Origin of the sequence: Rhodococcus sp. KB6 (genome assembly GCF_001445685.1) — a bacterium.
GTDB classification, from domain to species: domain Bacteria; phylum Actinomycetota; class Actinomycetes; order Mycobacteriales; family Mycobacteriaceae; genus Rhodococcus_F; species Rhodococcus_F qingshengii.
Window position 1 is genome coordinate 167,034 of record NZ_LNAK01000122.1, and the last position, 23,967, is coordinate 191,000.

Below are 23,967 nucleotides of genomic sequence, written 5' to 3' on the forward strand. Positions count from 1 at the left end.
GGGTAGAACAAAATGCGAATGCCCCGCCGATCCAAGTGGATCGACGGGGCATTCCGCTTACCGAATCAGGAGAGAACCAACTGATCCGCGTCCTCGCTGACACCGACGTGCACGGTGTCGCCGTCCTGGACCTTGCCGGCCAGGAGCAGCTTGGCGAGCTGGTCGCCGATCGACTGCTGAACGAGTCGACGCAATGGCCGAGCGCCGTACAGCGGGTCGTAGCCGCGCACTGCGAGCCACATCCGAGCCGCACCGTTCACCTCGAGGGTGAGACGACGCGCAGCCAGACGCTTCTGCAACTGCTCGAGCTGGATGTCCACGATGTGCTCCAACTGCTCCTCGGAGAGCGAGTCGAAGATGACCACGTCGTCGAGACGGTTGATGAACTCCGGCTTGAACGCGTGGCGTACCGCATCCATGACCTGCTCCCGCGTGCCACCGGATCCCAGGTTGGAGGTCAGGATCAAGATGGTGTTGCGGAAGTCCACCGTGCGGCCTTGACCGTCGGTCAGTCGGCCTTCGTCGAGCACTGCAAGCAGGACGTCGAACACGTCCGGGTGTGCCTTCTCGACCTCGTCGAAGAGGACCACCGAGTACGGGCGTCGCCGAACTGCTTCGGTGAGCTGGCCGCCGGCTTCGTAACCGACGTATCCCGGAGGGGCACCGACGAGTCGGGCCACCGAGTGCTTCTCACCGTATTCGCTCATGTCGATACGGATCATCGCGCGCTCGTCGTCGAAGAGGAAGTCCGCCAAGGCTTTGGCGAGCTCCGTCTTACCGACGCCGGTCGGGCCGAGGAACAGGAAGGAACCGGTGGGCCGATTGGGGTCGGCGACACCTGCTCGGGCGCGGCGAACCGCATCCGAGACGGCGACGACGGCGTCGGTCTGGCCGACGACGCGCTTGCCGAGTTCGGACTCCATGCGGAGCAGCTTCTCGGTTTCGCCTTCCATCATCCGGCCGGCGGGGATTCCGGTCCAGGCTGCGACCACGTCTGCGACGTCGTCGGGCCCGACCTCTTCCTTGAGCATCACGTCACCGTCGGAGGCAGCTCCGGAAGCGGCTGCTGCCTCTTCCAGTTCCTTCTCGAGCGCCGGGATACGGCCGTAGCGCAACTCGGCTGCCTTGCCCAGATCGCCGTCACGCTCAGCGCGTTCGGACTCTCCTCGCAGCGTTTCGAGCTGTTCCTTCAGCACGCGCACCGAGTCGATGGCCTGCTTTTCGTTCTGCCAGCGGGTGCTGAGCTGATTGAGCTTTTCGCGGTCGTCCGCGAGTTCCTGACGCAGCTTCTCGAGCCGAGCCTTGGACGCGTCGTCGGTTTCCTTCTCGAGTGCCACTTCTTCGATTTCGAGTCGGCGAACCATGCGTTCCACCTCGTCGATCTCGACGGGACGCGAGTCGATCTCCATACGAAGTCGCGATGCGGCTTCGTCCACGAGGTCGATGGCCTTGTCCGGCAGGAACCGCGACGTGATGTAGCGATCCGACAGCGCGGCAGCCGCCACCAACGCGGAGTCGGTGATGCGCACGCCGTGGTGCACCTCGTAGCGCTCCTTGAGGCCGCGCAGGATACCGATGGTGTCCTCGACCGAGGGCTCACCGACGAGCACCTGCTGGAAACGACGCTCGAGTGCTGCGTCCTTCTCGATGTACTTGCGGTACTCCTCGAGTGTGGTCGCACCGACCAGCCGCAGCTCACCACGGGCGAGCATCGGCTTGATCATGTTGCCTGCGTCCATCGCGGATTCACCGGTGGCTCCGGCGCCGACGATGGTGTGCAACTCGTCGATGAAGGTGATGACCTGTCCGGCACTGTTCTTGATGTCGTCGAGGACAGCCTTGAGGCGTTCTTCGAATTCACCGCGGAACTTGGCACCGGCGACCATGGACCCGAGATCCAGGGACACGACGGTCTTGCCTCGCAGCGATTCCGGGACGTCACCCGCGACGATGCGTTGGGCAAGGCCCTCCACGATCGCGGTCTTGCCGACGCCGGGCTCACCGATGAGTACCGGGTTGTTCTTGGTACGACGCGAGAGCACCTGCACGACACGGCGAATCTCGGTGTCGCGACCGATCACCGGGTCGAGCTTGCCGCTACGTGCAGCTTCGGTGAGGTCGGTGGAGTACTTTTCCAGCGCTTGGTAGGTGCCTTCGGGCTCCGGGCTGGTGACGCGAGCGCTGCCGCGGACGGTGGTGAAGGCTTCACGCAATGCGTCCTGGGTGGCGCCATGACGTACGAGCAACTGTGCGACGTCGGAGTCGCCGCCGGCCAGTCCGTAGAGGACGTGCTCGGTGGAGACGTATTCGTCGTCCATCTCGGTGGCGAGGTGCTGAGCAGCAGTGAGTGCCGCGAGTGCCTCACGCCCGAGTTGCGGGGTGGAGCTTGCGCCGGTTGTCTTGGGCAGGCGATCGACGATTGCCTGTGCTTCACGGTGTACGACCGTGGGGTCGACGCCTACAGCTTTGAGTAGTGGGGCAGCGATGCCGTCGGTCTGGTCGAGCAATGCGACCAGCAGATGGGCAGGCCGGATATCGGGGTTACCCGCCGACGACGCCGACTGCAGTGCAGCCGTCATCGCAGCCTGGGTCTTGGTTGTTGGTGTGAACGAGTCCACTTGTCACCTTTCTGGCGAAGTCGAACGGGAAGAGCCGCGACCGGTTGGTATTGCGACTGTGTCAATATGCTCAACGCGGACAAACTTGAGTCTATTCCGCTCAAGTTTGTTTTCGCCAGGCCGAGTTGGTTTCGTAGGTCACATTTTCAGCCGTACTAGAATTGTGGCGAGAGTTGCAGCTGGTGCGAAAGGGGGATGGATTGGATCCGACAGTGATCGCCCGTCTGCAATCCAGCCTCGATTCTCTGACCGACGACGAAGAGAGCCGTGCGCACTTCTCGGCAGTGTTCTACACCGGCCTCTTTGCGGAACATCCTCTGTACCGCTCATTGTTCCCCGCCGGGATGGAATCGCAGGGCCACCGTTTCTTCCGAGCCATCGAGTTCGTCGTGAAAAATCTGCCCCAGCATCGCCGAATCCGGAAGTTCCTCACCCAACTCGGCCGCGACCACCGTCGCTACGGCGTCGAGCGTGAGCACTACGAGGCCGCCGGCGTCGCGCTGAAGCGTGCGGTTCGGTCGATGTACGGCACGAGCGCGCACAGCCGCTACAAGTGGACGCCGGAGCTGGACGAGGCCTGGTCTCAGTTCACCGACCTCGTCGTCGGCACGATGGCCGACGGCGCCGAATCCGATACGACCCCGGCGCTCTGGGGCGCAACCGTGGTCAGCCACGAACGAGTCCTCGACGATCTGGCGATTGTGCGCCTCGAAGCCGACCCACCCATTCCGTACGGGGCGGGACAGTACGTCGGCGTTCAGATTCCCCAGCGCCCGAAAATGTGGCGGTACTACTCACCGGCGATTCCGACCAACCCTTTCGGTCAGCTCGAGTTCCACATCCGCAAGGTGTCGGGAGGATGGGTCAGCCCCGCGATCGTCAGCGAGACCAACGTCGGTGACCGCTGGGTCATGTCCACTCCCCTCGGCGGTCTCGAGGTCGACTTCACCAGCGACCGTGACGTTCTCATGATCGGATCCGGCACCGGCATCGCTCCACTGCGGGCACAGGTGATGGAAATGTCTCAACGCGCGCACAACCCGCGCGTGCACCTGTTCGTCGGCGGCCGCTATCCGTGCGATCTCTACGACCTCGAAACGCTCTGGCACATCTCGCTCAGTAATCCGTGGTTGACCGTCGTACCGGTTTCCGAAGAACCCGAAAACCCTTGGTGGCACAACGGACCGGTGCTCGAACCACCGTTCGGAATGCACAGCCGGCTGATCGGACCGATCGGAAAAGTGGTCGCGCAGTTCGGTTCGTGGGCCGACCGTCAGGTGCAGATCTCGGGGTCACCGTCGATGATCAAGACAACCGTCTACGCCTTGCGTGCCGGCGGAACTCCGCTCGACCAGATCCGGCACGACCCGCTCTACTGACTACAGGAGAACTTTCATGGCCCAGCGAACCTGGTCGAGCACAGTCGTCGAACATCACCGTCTCCGTGAGGATCTGGCGGTTGTTCGTCTTGTCGGCGACGTCGTCCCGTTCCGACCGGGCCAGTACGTCGACGTCAGCGTCCCGCAGAATTCGCGGTTGCTCCGTCGACTCTCCCCCGCACTGCCTCCCTCACACGACGGGAAGTTGGAGTTTCACGTCAAGACGGTTCCCGGTGGTTGGGTCAGCGGTTCGATAGTCAAGGACACCCAGCCTGGTGACGTCTGGCAGATCCTCGACCCGCGCGGCAACCTGTCCGTCGACGAGAACGGCCCCACCGTCATCATGGTCGCGGGCGGAACCGGTTTGGCCCCACTCCGGTCGATCATTCTCGATCTGGCTCAGACCCCGAACCCGCCGCAGGTGTACCTCTTCTTCGGTGGCCGAACGCTTCGCGATCTCTACGCTGCGGACATGCTGTGGCTGCTCGCCGACCAGTTTCCGTGGTTGCAGCCCATTCCTGTCGTCGAAGATCTCTCCGACGGCGGCCCGCCCGACGGATGGTTCGACCGGTTGAACGTCGACATCGGATTCGGCGACGATCATCTCATCGAAGGCACGCTCGCCGACGTCGTCGCGTCGTACGGTGCATTCACCGAACATCAGGTCCTGGTGTGCGGATCGGCGGCCATGGTTCGGTCGACGCGTGATCGATTGATCGAGGCCGGAACGCCGGCCGAGGTCATTCAGTTCGATCCGTACTGACGGTCAGTACGTCGGGTCGTTGCGAACGGTGTCGACGTCGATGCCCACTGCGCGAAGCCTGAATTTGGTGCTGTTGACCATGGATTCGCTGCCGACGACCTGAATGTCGTAGCCCGCCCAGTCCCCGAACGAGGTCACGACCTTACCGACCTTGCCGACGATGCGCCGCTTCATGCCGATCGGCGGCAGTGGCTCCGCTTCGGTGTGCCACCACGGATTCTCGTCTTCTTCGGAGACCGGGATGATCGTGAGCCACGGGTACTTCTCGGCCAGCTTCCACAGATGCGGAAGGTCGTAGAGATCGCACGGATGCTGTCCGGAGTAGAACAGTTGGACCTTGCGAGTGTTGCCGCGTCGGATCAGTTCGAGGATCTGAGCGCGAAGAGGCGCGACACCTGTTCCCGACGCGATCATCAAAAGGTCCTTGGAGTTCTCCGGAATCCCCAAGGCGCCGATGGGCGAACCGACCACCCAGGTGTCACCGACAGCGGTCTGGTTCACCATGACCGGGCTGACCCACCCGCCGGTGACCTGGCGGATGTGGAACTCGAGGATTCCGGTCCCGTCGTACGGCGTGGCCGGAGAGAGGTAGCGCCACATCCGTGGCCTCGCGGCGACCTGCACGCTGACGTACTGACCGGCGCGGTACTCCATCGTCTGGTCGAGTTGCAGCCGCACGACGGCGACGCCCTTGATGACCGGGCGGCATTCGATGACCGTGGCACTCCACGCGGGCGGACCGTCTTCCGCGTTGGCGGCGTCCATCATCGCTGCCGAGATGATCGCGAGCGCGTTGCGCCACGCGCTGTCGACCTCGTCTGTCCACATTTCGGCGCCACCGAAAGTCTCGAGTGCTTCGATCAGGGCATTGCCGACTGCCGTGTAGTGCTCGTCGGTGACGCCGTACTTACGGTGATCGCGGCCGAGCTGCGCGAGGTACTCGAGTATCGCGTCGGACTCGTCGAGGCGTTCGACGACGTGAGCGATAGCGCTGACAAGCCGGTCACGCTGCACATCCATCGCTGCCGGAAAGAACTCCCGGGTTTCGGGCGATCGAGCGAACAGGATCGAATAGAAGGTACGGGCGAGCCGTTCCGGACCATCTTCTACCGCAGCGACGGATTTGAAGCTCGACCGGACCAGAGAGATTGCTTGCGAATCCACGCTCATCCTCGTCCCGACTAGACGCGGCAAGACCCGCCGCGGAATTTCGTCTGCAGCTTATGTCACAAATGTCTGACTCGTAAATCATTCTGGACAAGTGTCACAATGCGACCCCATTTCGCGGTGTGACCGTCCCTTTCTTATTCTTGCGTGCAAGATAAACAAGAGCTTCGACACTCTCGATCGCCGAGCTAACGTTCAGCGAAATCTCAACCAGCCAAACAGGAGTCGTGCCGTGGATTTTGTTCGACAGGACGAATTGCCCACCGATAGCGGGCTTACGTCCCAGATCGCCTCCACTACCCCGACGCTGACCGAGCTTCAACGTCGGGAACTCGAGTGCGTCGAATTTTTCGACTCTCCGGAACTGGGCCACCTCCCGACGTCTCGGCGGCGTGAGGCCTTGCGTGAACTCCATCGGACCGGCACCTACACGCACACAGCGGAGGAATTGCTCGTCGGCGCCAAACTCGCGTGGCGAAACCACGCCAGGTGCGTCGGTCGCGCGCATTGGCGGACCCTCAAACTCATCGACGCGCGCGATGCCGTCACGGCTTCCGCTCTCGCCGAAGCATGCTGGGAGCACCTGCGACTGTCGACCAACGGCGGCGCTCTGCAGTCGGTCGTGACGGTCGGGCCACTCCCCCGCGAGGACGGTCAGGAGTACCGAATCCTCAGCCCGCAACTGATCCGCTACGCCGGCTACCGGCAGCCTGACGGCACCATCCTGGGCGACCCGTGGCACGTCGATCTGACTGCTCAGGTCACCGCCATGGGGTGGAAGGGCGCCGGTACGCCGTTCGACGTTCTCCCCGTGCTGATTTCGGTTCCCGACGAACCCCTGCAGTACTTCGACGTCCCGACCGACCTGGTTCTCGAGGTCGAGATCGAGCATCCCGAATACAGCTGGTTCGCTGATCTGGGGCTTAAATGGCATGCCGTCCCTGCGGTCTCGGACATGAACCTCGACATCGGCGGAATCGTCTATCCCTGCACGCCGTTCAGCGGTTGGTACGTCAGCACCGAGGTAGGCGCACGCAACTTCAGCGACACCGATCGCTACAACATGTTGCCCACCATCGGAGCGATGATGGAGCTCGACATGAGCCACGACCGCACGCTCTGGAAGGACCGCGCACTGGTCGAACTGAACCGTGCAGTTATCCACAGCTACCGCAAGGCCGGCGTCATCATGGTCGACCATCACACTGTCGCAAAGCAATTCATCGATCACATCGCGCGTGAGGACAAGGCCGGGCGCAAGTGCCCGACCGACTGGTCATGGGTGAACCCGCCCATGTCCAGCTCGCTCACGCCGACGTTCCACCGCCTGTACGACGAGCCCGATCTCGACATCCGGCCCAATTTCGTGACAAAAAAGAAGAAGGGCACCGACCAAGGCCGGTGCCCCTTCCACAACTGATCGCGCTCAGAAGGGGATCTGCCCCAATCCGACGCCGACCACGAGCATCGTGATCGAGATCAGGCCCGCTCGCCACAGAACCTTCTTGTGGTGATCCGCCAGAGAAACACCGGCGAGTGTGACCAGTAGCAGGATCGCCGGGACCAGCGGGCTCTGCATGTGCACGGCCTGCCCGGTGATCGAGGCGCGCGCCATCTCCACCGGCTCGATGCCGTACTGCGCTGCAGTCTCGGACAGCACCGGCAGCACACCGAAGTAGAACGCGTCGTTGGTCATGAAGAACGTGAGCGGGATACTCAGGACGCCCGTGATGACGGCGAGGTGCGGGCCCATCGCGTCGGGGATGACCTGAAGCAGCCACTCTGCCATCGCCTCGACCATGCCGGTTCCCTGGAAAACGCCGGTCAGCACCGCTGCTGCCAGCACCATCGCGACCACCGAGACGATGCTCGACGAATGGCGTGCGATTGCTTCACCCTGATCCTTGACCGCCGGGAAGTTCACCGCGAGGGCGATCGACGACGCGATCATGAACAGCACCGGGATGGGCAGGATGTCCATCACGAGTACGACGAGAAGGATCGTCGTCAGCGCAGCGTTGAACCAGAGCAATTTCGGCCGCAAGGTGTCCCGCTTGGGGTCGAGGCCGTCGATGAATCGTCCGGTGTCGCCGCCGTCGTCCTCGGAGTCGTTCGAGCCGCCGGTGCCGGCGCTACCCGTGCTGGAACTTCCACCGTTTCCGACCTTTTCGAGGATGCGCTCAGAAGTCAGGACCAAAGTCCCGATCCTGCGGCGCTCCATGATCCCGAGGTGAATCGCGAATCCGAGCACCATGATCAGGCCGACGATCAACGACGGCACCATCGGCACGAACACGTCGGAGGGTGAGAGTCCCAGCGCGCTCGCGGCCCGGACGGTCGGGCCGCCCCACGGAATGATGTTCATCGTCGCGTTGGACAGGCCGGCGATCACCGTCAGAACGACGGGACTGACACCGAGTTTGAGGTAGAGCGGAAGCAGCGCCGAGGTCACGATGATGAAGGTCGTCGAACCGTCTCCGTCCAGCGAGACCACCATCGCGAGCACTGCGGTTCCGACCACGAGCCTCATCGGATCGTCTCGCACCATCCGCAGGATGAGCTTGACCAGCGGATCGAAGAGGCCGACGTCGATCATGATTCCGAAGAAGATGATCGCGAAGAACAACAGCGCCGCGGTGGGTGCGAGCGACTTGATGCCGTCGGTGATCATGTCGCCGATTCCGAGGCCGGCCCCGGCAAGTAGTCCGAAGGCCACCGGAACCAGAGTCAGTCCCACCACCGGGGTCGCGCGTTTGGTGAGAATCAGGAACATGAACACCGCAACCATGAGGAAGCCGAGTGTGACGAGCATGATGAACTCCTTTAGTGCTGAATTGCCGAGAAAAACGGCACGGCAAATCGAGCCGGTGACCTTCGTGGAGGTGAAACGAAACTTCGGTAGTGCTCAGTTGATGCCGGGCGGATCGAGTGTTGCGTCGACGAACCGGGATTGATCGGTGAGGAATGCGGAGAACTCGGGTTCGGTGAGAACTGCACTGTTCCAACCGTTTCGGCGAGACAGCTCGTTCCAGCGCGGGCTTGCCGCCAGATCCCGCACCAAATTCTGCAAGTGCTGACGCTGATCGTCCGTCAGGCCCGGCGGCGCCATGAGACCCCGCCAATTGGTGAACGTGACGTCGACGCCAGACTCCGCCATCGTGGGCGCATCCACCGCCGGGGTACGGGCCGGCGAACTGACCGCAAGGACCCGAACCGTGCCTGCCGCAATCTGATCGAGGTATTCACCGATACCGGTGGCGGCTACGTCGACCTGCCTCGTGAGCAGTGCGGGAAGCAGTTCGCCGCCGCCGTCGTAGATGCGGTACGGGGAGCGCGACGGATCGACGCCGACCGCCCGTGCGAACAGAAGGCGGAACAACCCGTCCGGTCCACCTTCACTCGAACCACCGCCGATCGAGATCGACGACGGATCCGCCACCCAGGCCTGCGTCAGATCGGCGAGAGTTTTGTACGGTGAATCTGCTGGAACCAGTAGCGCTTCCGGTTCTTCGACGAGTCTCGCAATCGGTGTCACGTCGGCAAGTGTGTGCTCGGACGGCAGTATCTCGAGCGAACCGAGAACTCCGAGCCCCATGACCATGAGTAGGTCGGGATTCCCGCTTTCGAGAGCCAACCGGTTGAGTCCGACGATGCCGCCCGATCCGGGCAGCACAACGACGTCAGCGTCGACGGTCCCTTCGTCGGCCAGTGCTTGCACCATGGTCCGGGCGGTCAGGTCGTAACCACCACCGGCCACCGAGGGCACCAGTACGCGCAGTTCTTCGGAACTCTCACCCGCTCGGCCACCGGCGAAGAAGGACTCGACCGGAGTGCATCCGGTCGAGAGCACGAGAGTCATCGCGCAGGCACCGAGCAGGGCGATATGCCTGCTCAGCCGCTTCGATGTGCTCATGGCTTCGTCCTTGTCTGCCGGTACCGATGTGTGAACAGGTTTCATACTGACGCACTTTGTGACTGGGGTCACCATTGGGAAAGCAAATTGATTTGTGCTCATTGTGCTCACGAACGGCCGCTTTCCCGGCATCGAACTGAAGGCTAGGGTCTGGCTGGTGTCCTCAGGAAACGAGCAGGCGGAGCGAGAGAGCAAGTCGTCTCTGTTTGCCCGGCTGTTTCGCCGCCGGCACACTCTGGCGACACAACTTCTCGAACTGCAACTTCTGATCGTCGTTGCAGTTCTCGTGTGCGTCACCGCCCTCTCCCTCGCGCAGTCGTCCGCGAGTTTCCAACGCGAGGAGGGACGTCGCGCACTCTCGGCAGCGGAATCGCTCGCAGCCAATCCGGCAGTACGCGAGCTACTCCCCCAGGCGCAGACCCGCCTCCGCTCCGGACTACAAGGTTCGGTCGACTCGGTACGCGCCATCTCGGGCGTCACCTACGTCTCGCTTGCCGACGCCGACGGCAGTGTCGTCATTTCGACGCGTCCCGGTGATGTCGGCATCGACGCACGTCAGACGGAGGATCGGTCGTGGACGGGTTTGGTCGACACGCCCTCCGGCAAGGCCGTGGAGGCGCACGTTCCGATTCTCGGCAGCGAAGGAGCGATTACCGGAACCGCGATCGTCGGCATCGAGTACCCCTCGATCTGGACACGGCTGCTGCAGTCTGCACCGAATCTCCTGGTATACCTCGCGGTGGCATCCCTTCTCGGCGGCGTCGGGTCGATCCTGTTGGCCCGCAGGGTAAAACGGCAAACCCTCGGCATGGAAGCCGGCGAGATCCTGGACCTGGTTCGCCAACGTGAAGCAATGCTGCGCGGTCTCAAGGAAGGCGTCATCGCATTCGACGCGCAGGGAAAGGTGGTGCTGATGAGCGACAGTGCCCACCAACTCCTCGACATCCCACGCGGCAGCGCCGGTAGATCGGTGCGGGACCTCGGTCTCGACGACCGCCTCCAGAGTGTACTGACCTCCGGCACAACCGAATCCGATCAGTTGGTTCTTGTCGGCGATCGCCTGCTCGTCCTCAACACCGTCTTGATCGAATCGAAAGGCCGCACCATCGGGTCGGTCACCACTTTCCGCGACCGCACCGAATTGCGCTCCGTGGAAGAAGAACTCGACGTGACCAAAACCAGCACCGACGCACTACGCGCCCACATCCACGAGTTCGACAATCAACTGCACACCATCTCCGGCCTCATCCAGCTCGGCGAATACGACGAGGTGGTCGGCTACGTCGAGGGTCTGACCATGGAGCGCGCGCAGGTCAGCGCGACCGTGACCGAGAAGATCGCCGACGTCGGCACCGCCGCACTCGTGATCGCCAAGATAGGTGCTGCTGCACAGGGGTTGGTCACGGTCGAGCTGGCGGCGGACACGCATCTGGAACCGGTGGACCGCAGACTCGGACGAGATCTCGTGACAGTGGTCGGAAACCTCGTCGACAATGCCATCGACGCGGTCGGTGAGATGCCGGAAGCCGCGCGCCGCAAGGTTCGGTTGTCGATTCGGGGCCGCGGCACCGCGGTCGAAGTGCGGGTCGAGGACGCCGGCCCCGGTATCGCGCCGGAGAATCGCGACAGGGTGTTCGGCCAGGGTTGGAGCACCAAGGGACAATCGAGTGACGGACACGGTTTCGGTTTGGCGCTGGTGCGCCTGACGTGTCGTCGGCGGGGCGGCGACGTCACCGTGAGCACTCGTTCGGCAGAGGACATCGAGTGGACTGTCTTCAGCGCAGTCCTACACGACGGAGAGGGCGCATGATCCGGGTACTGGTGGTCGACGACGACTTCATGGTGGCGAAGGTGCACAGCGGATTCGTCTCACGGATAGACGGTTTCGAAGTGTGCGGCGTTGCCCATTCGGCCGAGACCGCGCTGGCCGCAGTCGGTGAGTTGCAACCCGACCTGGTGCTTCTCGACGTCCACCTGCCCGGCACCACCGGACTCGATCTGATCGCCCCGTTTCGCGAGCTGGCACCGGAGCTGGATGTTCTTGTCATCACTAGTGAGCGCGAGGCCGGCTCGGTCAAGAAAGCGCTGCGCAGCGGCGTCGTGCATTACCTGATGAAGCCCTTCACGTTCGAGGTTCTCCGTGAGCGTCTCGAGCGTTACCGATCGACATATGCGAATCTCGACAGCTCCGGCGAAGCAGAACAGGAGGCGGTGGACGAGGCTTTCGGCGTGGCAGGTGGCGCGACAACGGCGTCGTCCCTCAAGGGTCTACCGAAAGGACTCAGTCCTGAGACCCTTCAGCTGGTCGAGGCAGCACTACGAGACGAAACCGAACCCGCCTCGGCCACAGATATTTCCGAGAGGGTCGGCATCTCACGCGCGAGCGCGAGGCGCTACCTCGAATACCTCTACGAAACCGGGCGGTCCACCACTTCGCTGAAATACGGAGTGGTGGGCCGCCCGGAACGTCGTTACGTCTGGAAACGCTGACCCTTCGCTACACGACGCTGGTTCCTAGACCGCGCGGGCGCTGGTCTCCCAGTACCGCGCGCGCAGCGCCTTCTTGTCCAGCTTGCCCAGCGGTGTCAGCGGGAGTGATTCCACGAAGTCGATGCTCTTGGGAGCGTGAACCGAACCCTTGGCTGCCTTCACCTTGTCGACCAGTTCCTCGGTGTCGACGGTCAGTCCGGCACGAAGTACGACACAGGCCTTGACGGCTTCGCCCCACTTGTCGTCCGGCACACCGACTACCGCCACCGACGCGACGGACGGATGCGCCGAGATCACGTCTTCGATTTCGCGGGGGAACACGTTGAAACCACCGGTCACGATCATGTCCTTCTTGCGATCGACGATGGACATGAACCCGTCCTTGTCCTTGCGCGCGATGTCGCCGGTGTGCAGCCAACCACCCCGGAACGCCTCGGCGGTTTCGGCCGGCTTCTTCCAGTAGCCCTTCATGATCAGCGGGCCACGGACGCAGATCTCACCGAGTTCTCCCTGCGGCACCTCGTTGAGGTCGTCGTCGAGCAACCGGACGTCGAGCCACGGCACCGGACGCCCACACGTGGCGAGGCGGGCCGGATCGTCGGCGAGGTGTTCTTCCTTGCGCAGCACCGAGATAGTCATGCCGCACTCGGTCTGACCGTAGAACTGGAAGAAGATCTGACCGAACTTCTTGATGCCCTCCTGCAGTCTGGCGGGAGACATCGCGGACGCTCCGTAAAACAGCGTCTGCAAACTCGAGACGTCCCGCTTGGGCAGATCGGGGTGGTCCATGAGCATGTAGATCATGGTGGGCACCAACATGGTTGCCGTGATCTTGTGCTTCTCGATCGCTTCGAGCACAGCACCTGGCTCGAAGGCAGGCAGGACGATCAACGCACCGCCGCGCAGCAAGGTCGGGATGAAGAACGCTGCACCTGCGTGTGAGAGTGGCGTGCAGATGAGGAAGCGATTGTCCTCGGGCCACTGCCACTCCGACATCTGGATCTGATTGAGCGCAGCACCCGAACGGAAGGATCCGACAACACCTTTGGGCTTGCCGGTCGTTCCACCGGTGTACACCATGCTGCTGGCGTCTTCGGCGTCGACGTGCGCTGCCTTCAGCGGCGCGGGCTCGAACGTGGCAGCCAGCGCGAGGATGTCGATTCCCACCTCGGACGGCCCCATCGAGAGCACGTTGGTCAACGAGGGTGACGACGCCTTCAACTCGGCGGCACGCTCTTCGAAGGCATTGGGATCGAAGATCAGCGTCTCGATCTCGGCGTCGTCGACGATGTACTTGTGGTCGTCGAGCGATCCCATCGGGTTCAAGGCGCTCGCCCGGCAGCCGGTGATCATGGTCGCGCCCATACTGATCAGAACCTCGGGGCGATTCTTCGACAGCATCGCGGTGCTGGTGCCCTGAGTGATTCCCAAAGACGCGAGCGCCTGGGCGAAGCAGCTGATCTGATCGCGCATCTGACCGCCGGTGAGGATCACGTCGCCGAGGTACAGCGCGGGCTTGTCGTGATTGCGTTCCAGAGCGGTGATGAGCAGGTCCGGACCGTATACCGGTCGGTGCAGGTCAGCGAACTCGTCTGTCATCTGGTCTTCCTTCTGCTCGGCGCGTGCAGTCATCGAGATGTGCTCCCGGTCACGGATACGATATCCAGAATTGCACAAAACTGGAACAGGTTCCACCTCTTCGATCGAATCCGAGAATGCTCCCGATCAGCGGGAAGCCCGTCGTCACCCGCGAGAGCGGTGGTTAGCGTCGATGTACCCACCGAGACGACAGCGTCTCGGTCGCGTCCAACGGAGAGTGTCATGACTACCAACCTCGGTACCGCCCACTTCACGGCAACTGCTCCGCGTACTGCCACCACGCTCCTCTCCGATTTCGACTCGTTGTACGGCACCGTGCGCTCGGCACCCGACGGGGCCGTCGTCGAGCAGGACGTCGTGTTCTTCGGACGCCCCGATCCCGGCGCACTGCTCACCGGATCCGTGAGGGCGTTGAGTTCGACACTCGAGCGGATCACCGAATACCACGACCAGACCGGACATCTGGTGGCCGAGGTCTTCGTCCGGGAAGTCCCGACAGCGGGCACCGGAACCGATTCCGTTGCCGCCCTTGCTGATTTCGCTGCTCGTCGTTACGGCTCGGCGTCACTACGACGCTTCCGCGGACGTTCCACCGCGACTTCCACGGGAGCAGATCTGCACTGCTCCGTGACAGTGCTCGCGACGTACGAGAAGGACCACGAGAGCGTGGCCGACGTAGCTCTGGTCGCCACCGATCCCGCTGGGGTCGTCACCGCCCGGGCCTGGGCGACTTACGCGATCGACGATGTGGCGACACTCGCGAGCTGAATCTCTGCAGGTCACCGAGTAGGCGTTCCATCCAGCGGGAACTGCCGTATCTCCAGCGGACGCTTCGTCGTTGTATGAGACGGATCACATCACTGGAGCGTCGCAAGACGCGGCTCGGAGGAAGACATGGCACTCGGAACCGGCCCACTCACCACTACGGACACCCCGACGCAGACGGGCGCCGGCGAGGAAATTCGAGAAATCGAAGCGGCAGCGCCTCCCGCACGGTTCGCACGTGGATGGCACTGCCTCGGACTGAGCAATACCTATCGCGACGGTCAGCCCCACCAGATCGAGGCATTCGGCACCAGCCTTGTCGTCTTCGCCGACAGCAAGGGCGACATCAAGATTCTCGACGCATACTGCCGCCACATGGGTGGCAACCTTGCTCACGGAACCGTCAAGGGCGATTCGATCGCCTGCCCGTTCCACGACTGGCGTTGGGGCGGTAACGGAAAATGTACGGCGATCCCCTACGCACGACGCGTTCCGCCGCTGGCCAAGACGCGGGCATGGATCACTCTCGAGAAGAACGGTCAGCTGTTCGTCTGGCACGATCCCCAGGGAAATCCCCCGCCCGCCGAGGTCACGATCCCCGACATCGAGGGCTTCGGAAGCGATGAGTGGAGCGCCTGGAGCTGGAACACGCTCACCATCGAAGGCTCTCATTGCCGCGAAATCGTGGACAACGTCGTGGACATGGCCCACTTCTTCTACGTTCACTACTCGTTCCCCAAGTACTTCAAGAACATCTTCGAAGGTCATGTCGCGAGCCAGTACATGGAATCGGTGGGACGTGAGGACGTCATCAGCGGCACCAACTACGGCGATCCCAACGCTGTGCTCCGTTCGGATGCTTCATATTTCGGACCGTCGTACATGATCGACTGGATCAAGAGCGAAGCCAACGGGCAGATCATCGAGACCGTCCTGATCAACTGCCACTACCCGATCTCGAACAATGCGTTCGTCCTGCAGTACGGCGCGATGGTCAAGAAGCTACCCGGTATGGACGACGAGTCCACTGCCGCGATGGCCGCGCAGTTCACCGAGGGCGTCGAGATGGGATTCCTTCAGGACGTGGAGATCTGGAAGAACAAAGCTCCGATCGACAACCCCCTGCTCTCCGAGGAGGACGGCCCGGTTTACCAGTTGCGTCGCTGGTACAACCAGTTCTACACCGACGTCGAGAATGTCACGGAAGACATGACGAAGCGCTTCGAATTCGAGATCGACACCACCCGCGCAGTGGAGAGCTGGAAGCGGGAAGTCGCCGAAAACGTTGCCGCACGCGACGCCCAGGCACTCGAGACAACCTCCTGATCCGCAGTCGAAAACACTGCTGAGACAACCAGACTGGATGCAAGGAACAACATGACGTACGAAGTGCTCGAACAGATCAACGCGATGGCCGACGACATCTTCGCCGAAGGCATCGAGGCCGAGCGGATCGGCCGGGTGGCCGACGACACCGCCAAGAAGATGAAGGCAATCGGTTCCATCCGCATGCTGCAGCCCAAGGAACATGGCGGCATGGAGGCGCATCCGCGCGAATTCGCCGAAACCGTCATGCGGATGGCTTCACTGAACCCGTCGGCCGGCTGGGTCCACGGGATCGTCGGAGTTCACCCGTGGCAACTCGCGTTCGCGGATCCCAAGGTGCAGCAGGAGATCTGGGGATCCGATCCCGACACCTGGATGGCATCGCCGTACATGCCCGGCGGAATGTGTATCCCCACCGACGGCGGCTACAAGTTCTCCGGTCGCTGGCAGTTCTCCTCCGGTACCGACCATTGCGACTGGGCATTCCTCGGCGCGATGGCGTGTGACAAGGACGGCAACATGGAGATGCCGCCGCGCATGCTCCATGTGATCATTCCGCGCACCGACTACGAGATCATTGAAGACTCGTGGGATGTCATGGGACTTCGCGGCACCGGCTCCAAGGATCTCGTAGTCAAGGATGCGTATGTCCCCGATTACCGCGTCATGGACTGCGACGAGGTCATCGACGGCACGGCAGTGCGCAAGTACGGGCGCACCGAGACGCTGTACCTCATGCCGTGGTCGAACATTTTCCCCCTCGGAATCACCGCCGCCACGATTGGCATCTGCGAGGGAATGCTCTTCCACGCCAACGAGTACCAAGCCGATCGCATCAACGCGCAGGGCACGGCGATCAAGGACGACCCGTACACCTTGTTCGCCATCGGTCAGGCAACCGCCGACATCCGGGCTGCGCGCGACACCCTGCTTGCCAACGTCGACCGCATGTGGGATCGAGTGGACGCTGGCAAGGAAGTGACCTTCGAGCAGCGCGCGGAGGGACGTCAGACTCAGGTACAGGCCGCCTGGCGCGCCGTCAACGCAATCGATCAGGTCTACCCACGCTGCGGTGGCAACGCATTGCGGATGGACAAGCCGCTTCAGCGATTCTGGCGCGATGCTCATGCTGGACAGCATCACGCAATTCACGTGCCGAGCACCGTTTTCCACGCCGCATCACTGAGCCGTCTCGGCGCAGACCCGCAGGGTCCGCTGCGGGCGATGATCTGATCAGACTTCGACACAAGAAATCGACAGGAAAAAGACACGATGACACGCACTGACATCAAGGGACTTGGCTACGTCAAGATCTCGACCAACGACATGGCACGTTGGCGCACTTTCGCTTTCGACGTTCTCGGCTTCGCCAAGGGCAGTGGGCCGGACGAGAACGCGCTCTACCTACGACTCGACGAGCGTGCTGCTCGCATCGTCGTCGTCGAGGGTGAGCGCGACGAGATCGTCAACATCGGTTGGGAGGTCGCCGACCACGCCGCACTGCGCCGCGTTCAAGAAGCACTCGAAAAGAACGGCACCGAGGTCGAGCAGCTTTCGCTCGCCGAAGCAGATGCTCGACGGGTCGAAGAGGTCATCGCCTTCACCGATCCCGGCGGAGCAGCCATCGAGGTCTTCCACGGAGCGATCCTCGACCACAGCCCCGTGGTGACGCCCTTCGGCGCTCGATTCGTCACCGGCTCACAGGGTCTCGGCCACGTCGTACTCCCCGTCATGGACAGTGCTGCGAGCTTCGACTTCTACACCGAGGTGCTCGGCTTCTACCCGCGCGGCGCCTTCCGCCTGCCGGCCCCGCCTGAATTCGGGCCGCTGCGAATCCGTTTCATGGGCGTCAACGAGCGTCACCACAGCTTGGCCCTGTGCCCGGCACCGCACGGCGGCGCACCCGGCCTGATTCACATCATGGTCGAGGTGGACACCCTCGACGCCGTCGGCCAGGCACTCGACCGCGTGATGAAGGACGGATTCTCCGTGTCGTCGACCCTGGGTCGTCACACCAACGACAAGATGATCTCCTTCTACGTCCGCGCACCCGGCGGCTGGGACATCGAGTTCGGCACCGAGGGCGCGAGGGTGGATCAGGACTCGTACTCCTCCGAGGAGATCACCGCTGACAGCTACTGGGGCCACGACTGGTCCGGAAGCGAACCACTGGCAGCTATGTAGTACCCGCCGGTGGCGATCAATACCTGCCGGTGGCGATCAATACCTGCCGGTGGCGATGTAATACCTGCCAGTAGTTAAACGACGAGGGGGTTTGCGCGAGCATTCGCGCAAACCCCCTCGTCGTTTCCACCCGCGACGCGCCCGAAAACAGACCGGTGATCCACTTCACAAATCCGTAACTCTATGACACTATTTCTAATTGAAATAGCCAGTTCACTGGTTGTGGAGCTCTAAGAGAAGTGAGGTACACGATGACACTGCAGGCTGTGGATGCTTTAGGCGCCGATTCGGCCCCGACAGCAATTCTCGATCGCGTCTCGCTGGTTCTCGACGCCTTCGACGGTCCCGGCAGGTTGACGCTCGCTCAAGTCGTTCGGAGCACGGGCCTTCCCCGCTCGTCTGCCCACCGCATGCTCGAACGTCTTGTCTCGATGCGTTGGCTGCGTCGCGACGGCCGTGACTACGAACTCGGTATGCGCCTCGTCGAACTGGGATCGCTCGCGGTTCATCAGGACCGCCTCCACGCTGCAGCCATGCCCCTTCTCCATGAGCTCTACCGAGTCACCGGATTCGTGGTTCACCTCGGCATCCTCGACGGGCCCGATGTGGTCTACATGGAGAAGATCGGCGGACGCCTCGCCGCCGCAGTGCCGACGCGTGTCGGTGGTCGACGCCGCGCCGAGACCACTGCGATCGGTCAGGCACTGCTCGCGTTCGGTTCGCCGAAGTCCTCGGGCTACGCACTGCCCCACCTCGCCAGAATCCGCGAGTCCGGGGTGGCCTTCGAATCCGGAAACGGCCTACCGGGATTCAGCTGTCTTGCGGCACCGATCGGCCCCATCGGCCGCGCCGTCGCCGCGGTATCCATCTGCGCGCCGTCGAAGGCCCTCCGCCTCGACCACGTCAGCGCAGCGCCGGTCCGTATGGCGGCCGCTGCCATTTGGCGAGGCATCGACGGCGGATCGCTGAGCGTCACTCCGACTTTGCAACGTCGTCATCTGCTGCGCAACATGCCGACCGCAGCCGGGGCCTGACTCAGATACTCGAACCGTTGCCGGTGAGCCCGGCTTGCTCGAGCGCCAACACGTACTCCTCGACGTTCTTCCATTTGCCAGGCGTCGAGGGCAACGGTGATCCCAGTCGGTCGTGCTCGGCGACGTTCGCGAACTCGGCGGTCGCACGATCGATGTCGTCGAGCAGTTCGCGAGCAAGTTCGATCTCGGCTCGGAAGTACCGTTCCGACCATCGCAACGTCATGACCGGGAACGACCAGGCCGGCTCGTTCTCGGCATGATCTGCGTGGAGTTTCGCGCGTCGAATCTGCTCTTCGACATTGGCGATGTGGGCTTCCACCAGCGCCTTCAGTCGCTCGGGCTCGTTGAGGTGTCCCATCCACAGACGCAACATCACACCGTGCTTGAGCACCGGAACTTCCACCGGTGCCTCCCGTGACCACGTCCGGACGGCGTCGGTTCCTGACTGAGTAATGGAGTAAAGGCGCTTGCCTCGCACCCCTGGTTCGGAGACGACCCGGGACTCCACGAACCCGATGCTTTCGAGCTTCTTCAGTTCTGCGTACACCTGGCTGATGGACGGGCTCCAATAGAAGAAGCCGACACTCCAGTCAGCCCACTTCTTCAAATCGTTTCCGGTCAGCTCCTCCCCGAACGTCAGCATCCCGAGCACTGCCCAGCTGGTAGCGGGAAGTCCTCGGGACACGTCATCAGGTTCGGACATGCCCGAAGTCTAACAATCACTGGTCATTTGCTGGTTTCGTAGAATCCGAACGGACCGCTGAGCGGGATCAAATTTGCTCGAAACCCCTCCACCTGCCACTCGGTCGGTCCTGACCCGTGCCGAGAAGCCATTGCTGCCATTGAGTGGGACTGCCGCTGGATTACGGCCGCGGCGCCACACATCGTTGCTTCTGAAGCTGTTTGCAGAGTTTTGAACAAAAGATTTGAACAAGGAGACGACATGACCGTGGAAAACGCCGAGCCGCCAGTTCTGGACGGACGCACACTTCGCAACGTGATGAGCAATTTCTGCACCGGCGTCACCGTCATCACCGCTCACGACGGAAATTCACCCCTCGGTTTCACCTGCCAGTCCCTGGTCTCGGTATCGCTTGATCCCCCGTTGCTCTCGTTCTGCCCGGCGAAGACGTCGACAAGTTGGCCGAAGCTTCGCGAAACGGGAACTCTCTGCATCAATGTTCTCGCCCACGATCAGCAGGACATGTGTTCGGCGTTCGCTCGCGGCGGGACGGACAAGTTCCTCGGCGTCGAGTGGGATGCCGCCGGCAACGGTGCTCCGGCGCTGAGCGGCGCGCTCGCCCGCATCGAAGCAACGGTCGAGCAGGAGCACGACGCCGGTGATCACACCATCGTCGTCGCACGCATCACCGATCTGAACGTGCTGCGCCACGACGGTCCGCTTCTGTTCTACCGCGGCGGGTTCGGACGCTTCGACGCCTGAGTGCTCAGGCTGTCCCGCTGCGTGGGAGATGCCGGCGCCGAATCGAGCCCGCACCGATAGCGTCCGAAGTAGTTGTCAGACCCTGAACTTCTCGACTGATCGGACTAACTCGATGACCACTCTCGAACCAGACACCACGGCCGCGATCACGGCGACGGTTACCACCTACCTCGACGCCGTGGCTCGCGGATCGTCAGCGGACATCGCCGCCCTCTACGCCGAGAACGCGACGCTCGAAGACCCGGTCGGCAGCGAACCCCGCGTCGGCAAGGCCGCGATCACCGAGTTCTACGGCGCTCTCGAGGGCGGTTCGCAAGAGACAGAACTGCTTACCTTGCGGGTGAGCGGATCCAGCGCGGCCTTCCACTTCCGCGTCGTCACACCGGTGGGCGATCAGGTCTACGAGGTCGAACCGATCGACGTCATGACTTTCGACGAGGACGCCAAGATCACGAGCATGCGCGCCTTCTGGTCACCGGCCGATCTGATTGCACGCTGATGCGTCAGGTCAGTTGCCGCAACTGCGGAAATCGCGTCCTCGTCGAGAAGTACAGCGAAGCGCACACCAGCGTCCAATGGCTCGAAGAGTCGCAGGAAGTGTGCCCGGAGTTGGGTCGCGTGAACAGCCGTGCCAACGCTCAACGGACGTGTGGCGCTCTGCGCCAGACGATCAACGACCTTGCCGACGCCGGTGAGCTGGAGATGAGCCTGCGCAGCTACCCGGTGCCGGGCAAGCTGTCCTGAACGCTTCCGCGTAGCATTTCGGCGAACATGCGCGCCGATTCCAGGTCGTCGGCGTTCGGCCGCCCCTTCCGGATACCGCCGAACGGCTTGAACGGGAGATAGGTATCCCACGCACGGGACGAGAAGGCTGCGACCACATCGAAGCCCTTCTGTTCGAGCAACTGAACCAGTGGACGCGAGAAGCGATGAATCCCCTTGTCAGGAAAACCACTGGTGGCGAAGACAAAAGCCTTGGATCGCCGTTCTTCGGGGAGTGCCTCGACGAACGAGCGTAAATCTGCGTGGTACGAGCGTAGGTAGATGCCGGAGCCGAACCCCACGAGGTCGTAGTCGGCGAGCTGCGCGGCGTCGATGTCACCGGGCTCGACCACGCGAGCATCGAGAACTTCTCCGATGACGTCGGCGATCAGCTTCGTATTGCCATGGGAGACAGAGGTACACACGATGATCGTCTTCATTGACTTCTTTCTTTCGTCGCAGCGCCTCCGGTGCTCTCTTCATTTGCGCGTACGTAGATCCAAGTGATGAATCCACCGCACATTGCAAAGATCACGGCGACAATCGAATACATGTCGAGGGGAAATCCAGTCCAGATCAAGCCTGCAACAAGAACCATCGCACCAACAGCCAGACCCGCCGATACTTCCTTGGACATACGCATCCCTCCCATGGCTTGTCACCGACAGTTCCAGGATAGAGGTCCCGGCGAAGCTACGGACAATGGTGGAGATGGGGAATGATGCCGGTATGTCAGCACGATTGAAGGGGCGAAGACGTGCGGTGAACGCGCTGCTCGTCGACGTCGAACGATGGGCCGCTGAGCACGATGACGTCAAAGCTGTAGCGCTGGTCGGGTCCTACGCGCGCGGCGCGGAGCGTATGGCGAGTGATCTTGATCTGATGATCCTGGCCGACGACGCGAACGCGCTCGCAAATGAAGACTGGTTCGACCGGCTCCGCCCCGACGCGCGATTCATCAGAGCCGCCAACTGGGGACCAGTCCGAGAACGACGCTTCCGCCTACGGTCCGGTCTTCTCGTCGAACTGAATTTCGCGAGCGAGAGCTGGGCCGACCTTCCGCTCGACGCGGGCACTCGACGCGTCCTCGAAGACGGCCACCGAATCCTGTACGACACCGGGCCTCTTCGCGTCGCTACGAGCGCGGGAAGAACTGCTCGATGAGCACCAAGACGGTCTTCGAGACCTTGGCCGCCGAAATAAACGCGCTGCGCGGCTCTCCCGTCGTCGCGATCGACGGCGTCGACGGGAGCGGCAAGACGACATTCACGAAAAGTCTTGCAGCACAGCTGAATGAACGCCCCGCCATTGTGATTCACGTCGACGACTTCCTCAATCCGCCGGAGATTCGCCATCGCAGAGGTCGGCTGTCACCGGAAGGCTTCTGGCTCGACAGCTACGACTACGACGCCCTCGAGCGTCATGTTCTCGCCCCTCTGAGACCGGGAGGTAACCGCGAGTACCGACCACGACCGGACAGCGACGCGTACTTGCATGCAGCCGACGGAGCCGTAGTCCTCGTCGAGGGACTCTTTCTGCATCGGGACGAATTTGCTTCCCGATGGGACTATTCGATCTTTCTCGACGTGCCCTTCGAGATCACCGCCGAGCGAATGAACCTTCGCGACGGAACGAACGCGGATCCGGAACACCCGTCGATGAACCGTTATGTCGGCGGCCAACGTCTGTACTTCGCGGCTGCAGAGCCCTGGACCCGCGCGGACAGTGTCATCGACAATTCAGACCCGAAACTGCCTCGAATCACGACACATGCCGCCCACTGGAGTTGGCAGTCCGCATCGCCGGCCCCGCGTTTCATCGGTGCGCTGTGGATGTGAATTGGAAGGTTGCGGCATCCACGATCTCAGCGGGCGTGATGTCGATTTCGCCGTTGAGCCAGGCCGTCACCAATTCGGCCAGGCCGCCCACGAACAGTAATCCGTTGATCTCACCCTGATGGGGAGGCCAGGCTCGGTCGCCGTACAAGAGCGCAGCCTCGTCGGCCACCATCTGCGCGAACCCACGCAGCGCTCCGCGCCGGTGAGTGCGCAGCGGCTCGTAAGCCACCGACTCGACCATCGCGACGCGCCCTTTTCGAGGATCGTCCGTCAGGATGTTGACGAACGAAGCAATGGCGCTCCGCACGCGCTCCTCCCGTGTCCCCTCGGTCGTTCGGAGTGCAGCCATTCCGGCCACGCGCACCTCGTCGACGATTCCGTCGAAAACCTGCTGGAGGAGTTCGTCCCTGCTGGCGAAACTCTCGTAGAAATATCGCTCTGTCAGCTTGGCATGCGCACAGATGGCGGTCATGGTGGCACCCTGCCTGCCCGCGGCCGCAAACACGTCCAGTCCTGCTGCGAGCAAGCTTTCACGCCGAAGCGCGGCCCGCTGCTCACCACTCAGACCGGCATATCGACGGGGTGTGGGAGAAGCCATGAGTCGATCTTGACAGACGACGCGACTGTGACGCAGACTACCCCCATCTGACAGGCGCCACTGTCAGATGCAAACGGAAGGCAGGTA

General features: G+C 62.5%; 24 protein-coding genes. 15 read left to right on the forward strand and 9 right to left on the reverse strand.

Features of this window, described 5'->3' with window-relative positions:
* Positions 1-65: 65 nt before the first annotated feature.
* Positions 66-2,618: an ATP-dependent chaperone ClpB gene (gene clpB, locus ASU23_RS19525; protein WP_003944290.1), complete on the reverse strand. Its 2,553-nt coding sequence runs from the start codon at positions 2,616-2,618 to the stop codon at positions 66-68.
* A 212-nt stretch (positions 2,619-2,830) separates the two neighbouring features.
* On the opposite strand from clpB, the gene ASU23_RS19530 reads away from it, so the two are divergent.
* Both ASU23_RS19530 and ASU23_RS19535 read left to right on the forward strand, forming a co-directional pair.
* Positions 2,831-3,997: an FAD-binding oxidoreductase gene (locus ASU23_RS19530; protein WP_037131510.1), complete on the forward strand. Its 1,167-nt coding sequence runs from the start codon at positions 2,831-2,833 to the stop codon at positions 3,995-3,997.
* 16 nt (positions 3,998-4,013) lie between these two features.
* Entirely contained in the window at positions 4,014-4,760 is a 747-nt protein-coding gene (locus tag ASU23_RS19535; protein WP_003944435.1) for an FAD-binding oxidoreductase, read from the forward strand.
* 3 nt (positions 4,761-4,763) lie between these two features.
* Here ASU23_RS19535 and ASU23_RS19540 read toward each other — a convergent pair whose 3' ends face one another.
* The gene (locus ASU23_RS19540; protein WP_003944359.1) at positions 4,764-5,924 is read right to left on the reverse strand and encodes a globin domain-containing protein; all 1,161 of its coding nucleotides are present in this window, start codon (positions 5,922-5,924) and stop codon (positions 4,764-4,766) included.
* Between the two features lie 235 nt (positions 5,925-6,159).
* Between ASU23_RS19540 and ASU23_RS19545 the strand changes: the two genes are divergently transcribed.
* The gene (locus ASU23_RS19545; protein WP_042924169.1) at positions 6,160-7,347 is read left to right on the forward strand and encodes a nitric oxide synthase oxygenase; all 1,188 of its coding nucleotides are present in this window, start codon (positions 6,160-6,162) and stop codon (positions 7,345-7,347) included.
* 6 nt (positions 7,348-7,353) lie between these two features.
* On the opposite strand, the gene ASU23_RS19550 is transcribed toward ASU23_RS19545, so the two are convergent.
* Both ASU23_RS19550 and ASU23_RS19555 read right to left on the reverse strand, forming a co-directional pair.
* Positions 7,354-8,739 (reverse strand): CitMHS family transporter, encoded by a 1,386-nt coding sequence (locus tag ASU23_RS19550; RefSeq protein ID WP_003944372.1) that lies wholly within the window; start codon positions 8,737-8,739, stop codon positions 7,354-7,356.
* Between the two features lie 93 nt (positions 8,740-8,832).
* Positions 8,833-9,840: a tripartite tricarboxylate transporter substrate binding protein gene (locus ASU23_RS19555; RefSeq protein ID WP_231915012.1), complete on the reverse strand. Its 1,008-nt coding sequence runs from the start codon at positions 9,838-9,840 to the stop codon at positions 8,833-8,835.
* Between the two features lie 157 nt (positions 9,841-9,997).
* On the opposite strand from ASU23_RS19555, the gene ASU23_RS19560 reads away from it, so the two are divergent.
* Positions 9,998-11,650, forward strand: coding sequence for an ATP-binding protein (locus ASU23_RS19560; RefSeq protein WP_233272364.1), 1,653 nt, complete (start codon positions 9,998-10,000; stop codon positions 11,648-11,650).
* Positions 11,647-12,330: a response regulator gene (locus ASU23_RS19565; protein WP_003944308.1), complete on the forward strand. Its 684-nt coding sequence runs from the start codon at positions 11,647-11,649 to the stop codon at positions 12,328-12,330. The genes ASU23_RS19560 and ASU23_RS19565 overlap by 4 nt, the downstream gene beginning before the upstream one ends.
* Positions 12,331-12,354: 24 nt before the next feature.
* Here ASU23_RS19565 and ASU23_RS19570 read toward each other — a convergent pair whose 3' ends face one another.
* Positions 12,355-13,929 carry an AMP-binding protein gene (locus ASU23_RS19570; protein WP_039972740.1) on the reverse strand — a complete coding sequence of 525 codons (1,575 nt, stop codon included), beginning with the start codon at positions 13,927-13,929 and terminating at the stop codon, positions 12,355-12,357.
* Between the two features lie 222 nt (positions 13,930-14,151).
* Between ASU23_RS19570 and ASU23_RS19575 the strand changes: the two genes are divergently transcribed.
* From ASU23_RS19575 to ASU23_RS19595, 5 genes are all read left to right on the forward strand, one after another.
* Positions 14,152-14,697: a hypothetical protein gene (locus ASU23_RS19575; protein ID WP_007726737.1), complete on the forward strand. Its 546-nt coding sequence runs from the start codon at positions 14,152-14,154 to the stop codon at positions 14,695-14,697.
* A 126-nt stretch (positions 14,698-14,823) separates the two neighbouring features.
* Entirely contained in the window at positions 14,824-16,020 is a 1,197-nt protein-coding gene (locus ASU23_RS19580; protein WP_058038551.1) for a Rieske 2Fe-2S domain-containing protein, read from the forward strand.
* A gap of 51 nt (positions 16,021-16,071) precedes the next feature.
* The gene (locus ASU23_RS19585) at positions 16,072-17,253 is read left to right on the forward strand and encodes an acyl-CoA dehydrogenase family protein (RefSeq protein ID WP_003944352.1); all 1,182 of its coding nucleotides are present in this window, start codon (positions 16,072-16,074) and stop codon (positions 17,251-17,253) included.
* Between the two features lie 39 nt (positions 17,254-17,292).
* The gene (gene bphC / locus ASU23_RS19590; protein WP_007726736.1) at positions 17,293-18,204 is read left to right on the forward strand and encodes a biphenyl-2,3-diol 1,2-dioxygenase; all 912 of its coding nucleotides are present in this window, start codon (positions 17,293-17,295) and stop codon (positions 18,202-18,204) included.
* A 251-nt stretch (positions 18,205-18,455) separates the two neighbouring features.
* Positions 18,456-19,238, forward strand: coding sequence for an IclR family transcriptional regulator (locus ASU23_RS19595; protein WP_007726735.1), 783 nt, complete (start codon positions 18,456-18,458; stop codon positions 19,236-19,238).
* 1 nt (position 19,239) lies between these two features.
* Here ASU23_RS19595 and ASU23_RS19600 read toward each other — a convergent pair whose 3' ends face one another.
* Positions 19,240-19,941 carry a PadR family transcriptional regulator gene (locus ASU23_RS19600; protein WP_003944324.1) on the reverse strand — a complete coding sequence of 234 codons (702 nt, stop codon included), beginning with the start codon at positions 19,939-19,941 and terminating at the stop codon, positions 19,240-19,242.
* A gap of 240 nt (positions 19,942-20,181) precedes the next feature.
* Between ASU23_RS19600 and ASU23_RS19605 the strand changes: the two genes are divergently transcribed.
* The 3 genes from ASU23_RS19605 (at position 20,182) to ASU23_RS19615 (ending at position 21,426) form a co-directional block, all read left to right on the forward strand.
* Positions 20,182-20,682 carry a flavin reductase family protein gene (locus tag ASU23_RS19605; RefSeq protein ID WP_007726733.1) on the forward strand — a complete coding sequence of 167 codons (501 nt, stop codon included), beginning with the start codon at positions 20,182-20,184 and terminating at the stop codon, positions 20,680-20,682.
* A gap of 112 nt (positions 20,683-20,794) precedes the next feature.
* A complete protein-coding gene (locus tag ASU23_RS19610; protein ID WP_003944423.1) occupies positions 20,795-21,181 on the forward strand; it encodes a nuclear transport factor 2 family protein in 387 nt (128 codons plus the stop codon).
* Positions 21,181-21,426 carry a hypothetical protein gene (locus ASU23_RS19615; protein WP_003944366.1) on the forward strand — a complete coding sequence of 82 codons (246 nt, stop codon included), beginning with the start codon at positions 21,181-21,183 and terminating at the stop codon, positions 21,424-21,426. The genes ASU23_RS19610 and ASU23_RS19615 overlap by 1 nt, the downstream gene beginning before the upstream one ends.
* Here ASU23_RS19615 and ASU23_RS19620 read toward each other — a convergent pair.
* Positions 21,399-21,884 (reverse strand): flavodoxin family protein, encoded by a 486-nt coding sequence (locus ASU23_RS19620; RefSeq protein ID WP_007726729.1) that lies wholly within the window; start codon positions 21,882-21,884, stop codon positions 21,399-21,401. The two genes, ASU23_RS19615 and ASU23_RS19620, sit on opposite strands and share 28 nt — an antisense overlap.
* The gene (locus tag ASU23_RS19625) at positions 21,881-22,081 is read right to left on the reverse strand and encodes a hypothetical protein (protein ID WP_058038552.1); all 201 of its coding nucleotides are present in this window, start codon (positions 22,079-22,081) and stop codon (positions 21,881-21,883) included. The genes ASU23_RS19620 and ASU23_RS19625 overlap by 4 nt, the downstream gene beginning before the upstream one ends.
* A 92-nt stretch (positions 22,082-22,173) precedes the next feature.
* Between ASU23_RS19625 and ASU23_RS19630 the strand changes: the two genes are divergently transcribed.
* Together ASU23_RS19630 and ASU23_RS19635 are read left to right on the forward strand one after the other, a co-directional pair.
* The gene (locus ASU23_RS19630) at positions 22,174-22,608 is read left to right on the forward strand and encodes a nucleotidyltransferase domain-containing protein (protein WP_037131485.1); all 435 of its coding nucleotides are present in this window, start codon (positions 22,174-22,176) and stop codon (positions 22,606-22,608) included.
* A complete protein-coding gene (locus tag ASU23_RS19635) occupies positions 22,605-23,282 on the forward strand; it encodes an AAA family ATPase (RefSeq protein ID WP_058038553.1) in 678 nt (225 codons plus the stop codon). Before ASU23_RS19630 ends, ASU23_RS19635 begins: the two co-directional genes overlap by 4 nt.
* On the opposite strand, the gene ASU23_RS19640 is transcribed toward ASU23_RS19635, so the two are convergent.
* Positions 23,260-23,880, reverse strand: a complete 621-nt coding sequence (locus tag ASU23_RS19640) for a TetR/AcrR family transcriptional regulator (protein WP_054827522.1) — start codon at positions 23,878-23,880, stop codon at positions 23,260-23,262. The genes ASU23_RS19635 and ASU23_RS19640 overlap by 23 nt on opposite strands.
* Between the last annotated feature and the right edge of the window lie 87 nt (positions 23,881-23,967).

Bases quoted from the DNA above. Each gene is read 5' to 3' on its own strand.
- ASU23_RS19625 (WP_058038552.1), bottom strand. From the start codon at position 22,081: ATGTCCAAGGAAGTATCGGCGGGTCTGGCTGTTGGTGCGATGGTTCTT.
- ASU23_RS19600 (WP_003944324.1), bottom strand. From the start codon at position 19,941: ATGTCCGAACCTGATGACGTGTCCCGAGGACTTCCCGCTACCAGCTGG.
- ASU23_RS19575 (WP_007726737.1), top strand. From the start codon at position 14,152: ATGACTACCAACCTCGGTACCGCCCACTTCACGGCAACTGCTCCGCGT.
- ASU23_RS19615 (WP_003944366.1), top strand. From the start codon at position 21,181: ATGCGTCAGGTCAGTTGCCGCAACTGCGGAAATCGCGTCCTCGTCGAG.
- ASU23_RS19610 (WP_003944423.1), top strand. From the start codon at position 20,795: ATGACCACTCTCGAACCAGACACCACGGCCGCGATCACGGCGACGGTT.
- ASU23_RS19535 (WP_003944435.1), top strand. From the start codon at position 4,014: ATGGCCCAGCGAACCTGGTCGAGCACAGTCGTCGAACATCACCGTCTC.
- bphC (WP_007726736.1), top strand. From the start codon at position 17,293: ATGACACGCACTGACATCAAGGGACTTGGCTACGTCAAGATCTCGACC.
- ASU23_RS19595 (WP_007726735.1), top strand. From the start codon at position 18,456: ATGACACTGCAGGCTGTGGATGCTTTAGGCGCCGATTCGGCCCCGACA.
- ASU23_RS19605 (WP_007726733.1), top strand. From the start codon at position 20,182: ATGACCGTGGAAAACGCCGAGCCGCCAGTTCTGGACGGACGCACACTT.
- ASU23_RS19555 (WP_231915012.1), bottom strand. From the start codon at position 9,840: ATGAGCACATCGAAGCGGCTGAGCAGGCATATCGCCCTGCTCGGTGCC.
- ASU23_RS19580 (WP_058038551.1), top strand. From the start codon at position 14,824: ATGGCACTCGGAACCGGCCCACTCACCACTACGGACACCCCGACGCAG.
- ASU23_RS19620 (WP_007726729.1), bottom strand. From the start codon at position 21,884: ATGAAGACGATCATCGTGTGTACCTCTGTCTCCCATGGCAATACGAAG.
- ASU23_RS19630 (WP_037131485.1), top strand. From the start codon at position 22,174: ATGTCAGCACGATTGAAGGGGCGAAGACGTGCGGTGAACGCGCTGCTC.
- ASU23_RS19570 (WP_039972740.1), bottom strand. From the start codon at position 13,929: ATGACAGACGAGTTCGCTGACCTGCACCGACCGGTATACGGTCCGGAC.
- ASU23_RS19565 (WP_003944308.1), top strand. From the start codon at position 11,647: ATGATCCGGGTACTGGTGGTCGACGACGACTTCATGGTGGCGAAGGTG.
- ASU23_RS19585 (WP_003944352.1), top strand. From the start codon at position 16,072: ATGACGTACGAAGTGCTCGAACAGATCAACGCGATGGCCGACGACATC.
- ASU23_RS19640 (WP_054827522.1), bottom strand. From the start codon at position 23,880: ATGGCTTCTCCCACACCCCGTCGATATGCCGGTCTGAGTGGTGAGCAG.
- ASU23_RS19550 (WP_003944372.1), bottom strand. From the start codon at position 8,739: ATGCTCGTCACACTCGGCTTCCTCATGGTTGCGGTGTTCATGTTCCTG.
- ASU23_RS19635 (WP_058038553.1), top strand. From the start codon at position 22,605: ATGAGCACCAAGACGGTCTTCGAGACCTTGGCCGCCGAAATAAACGCG.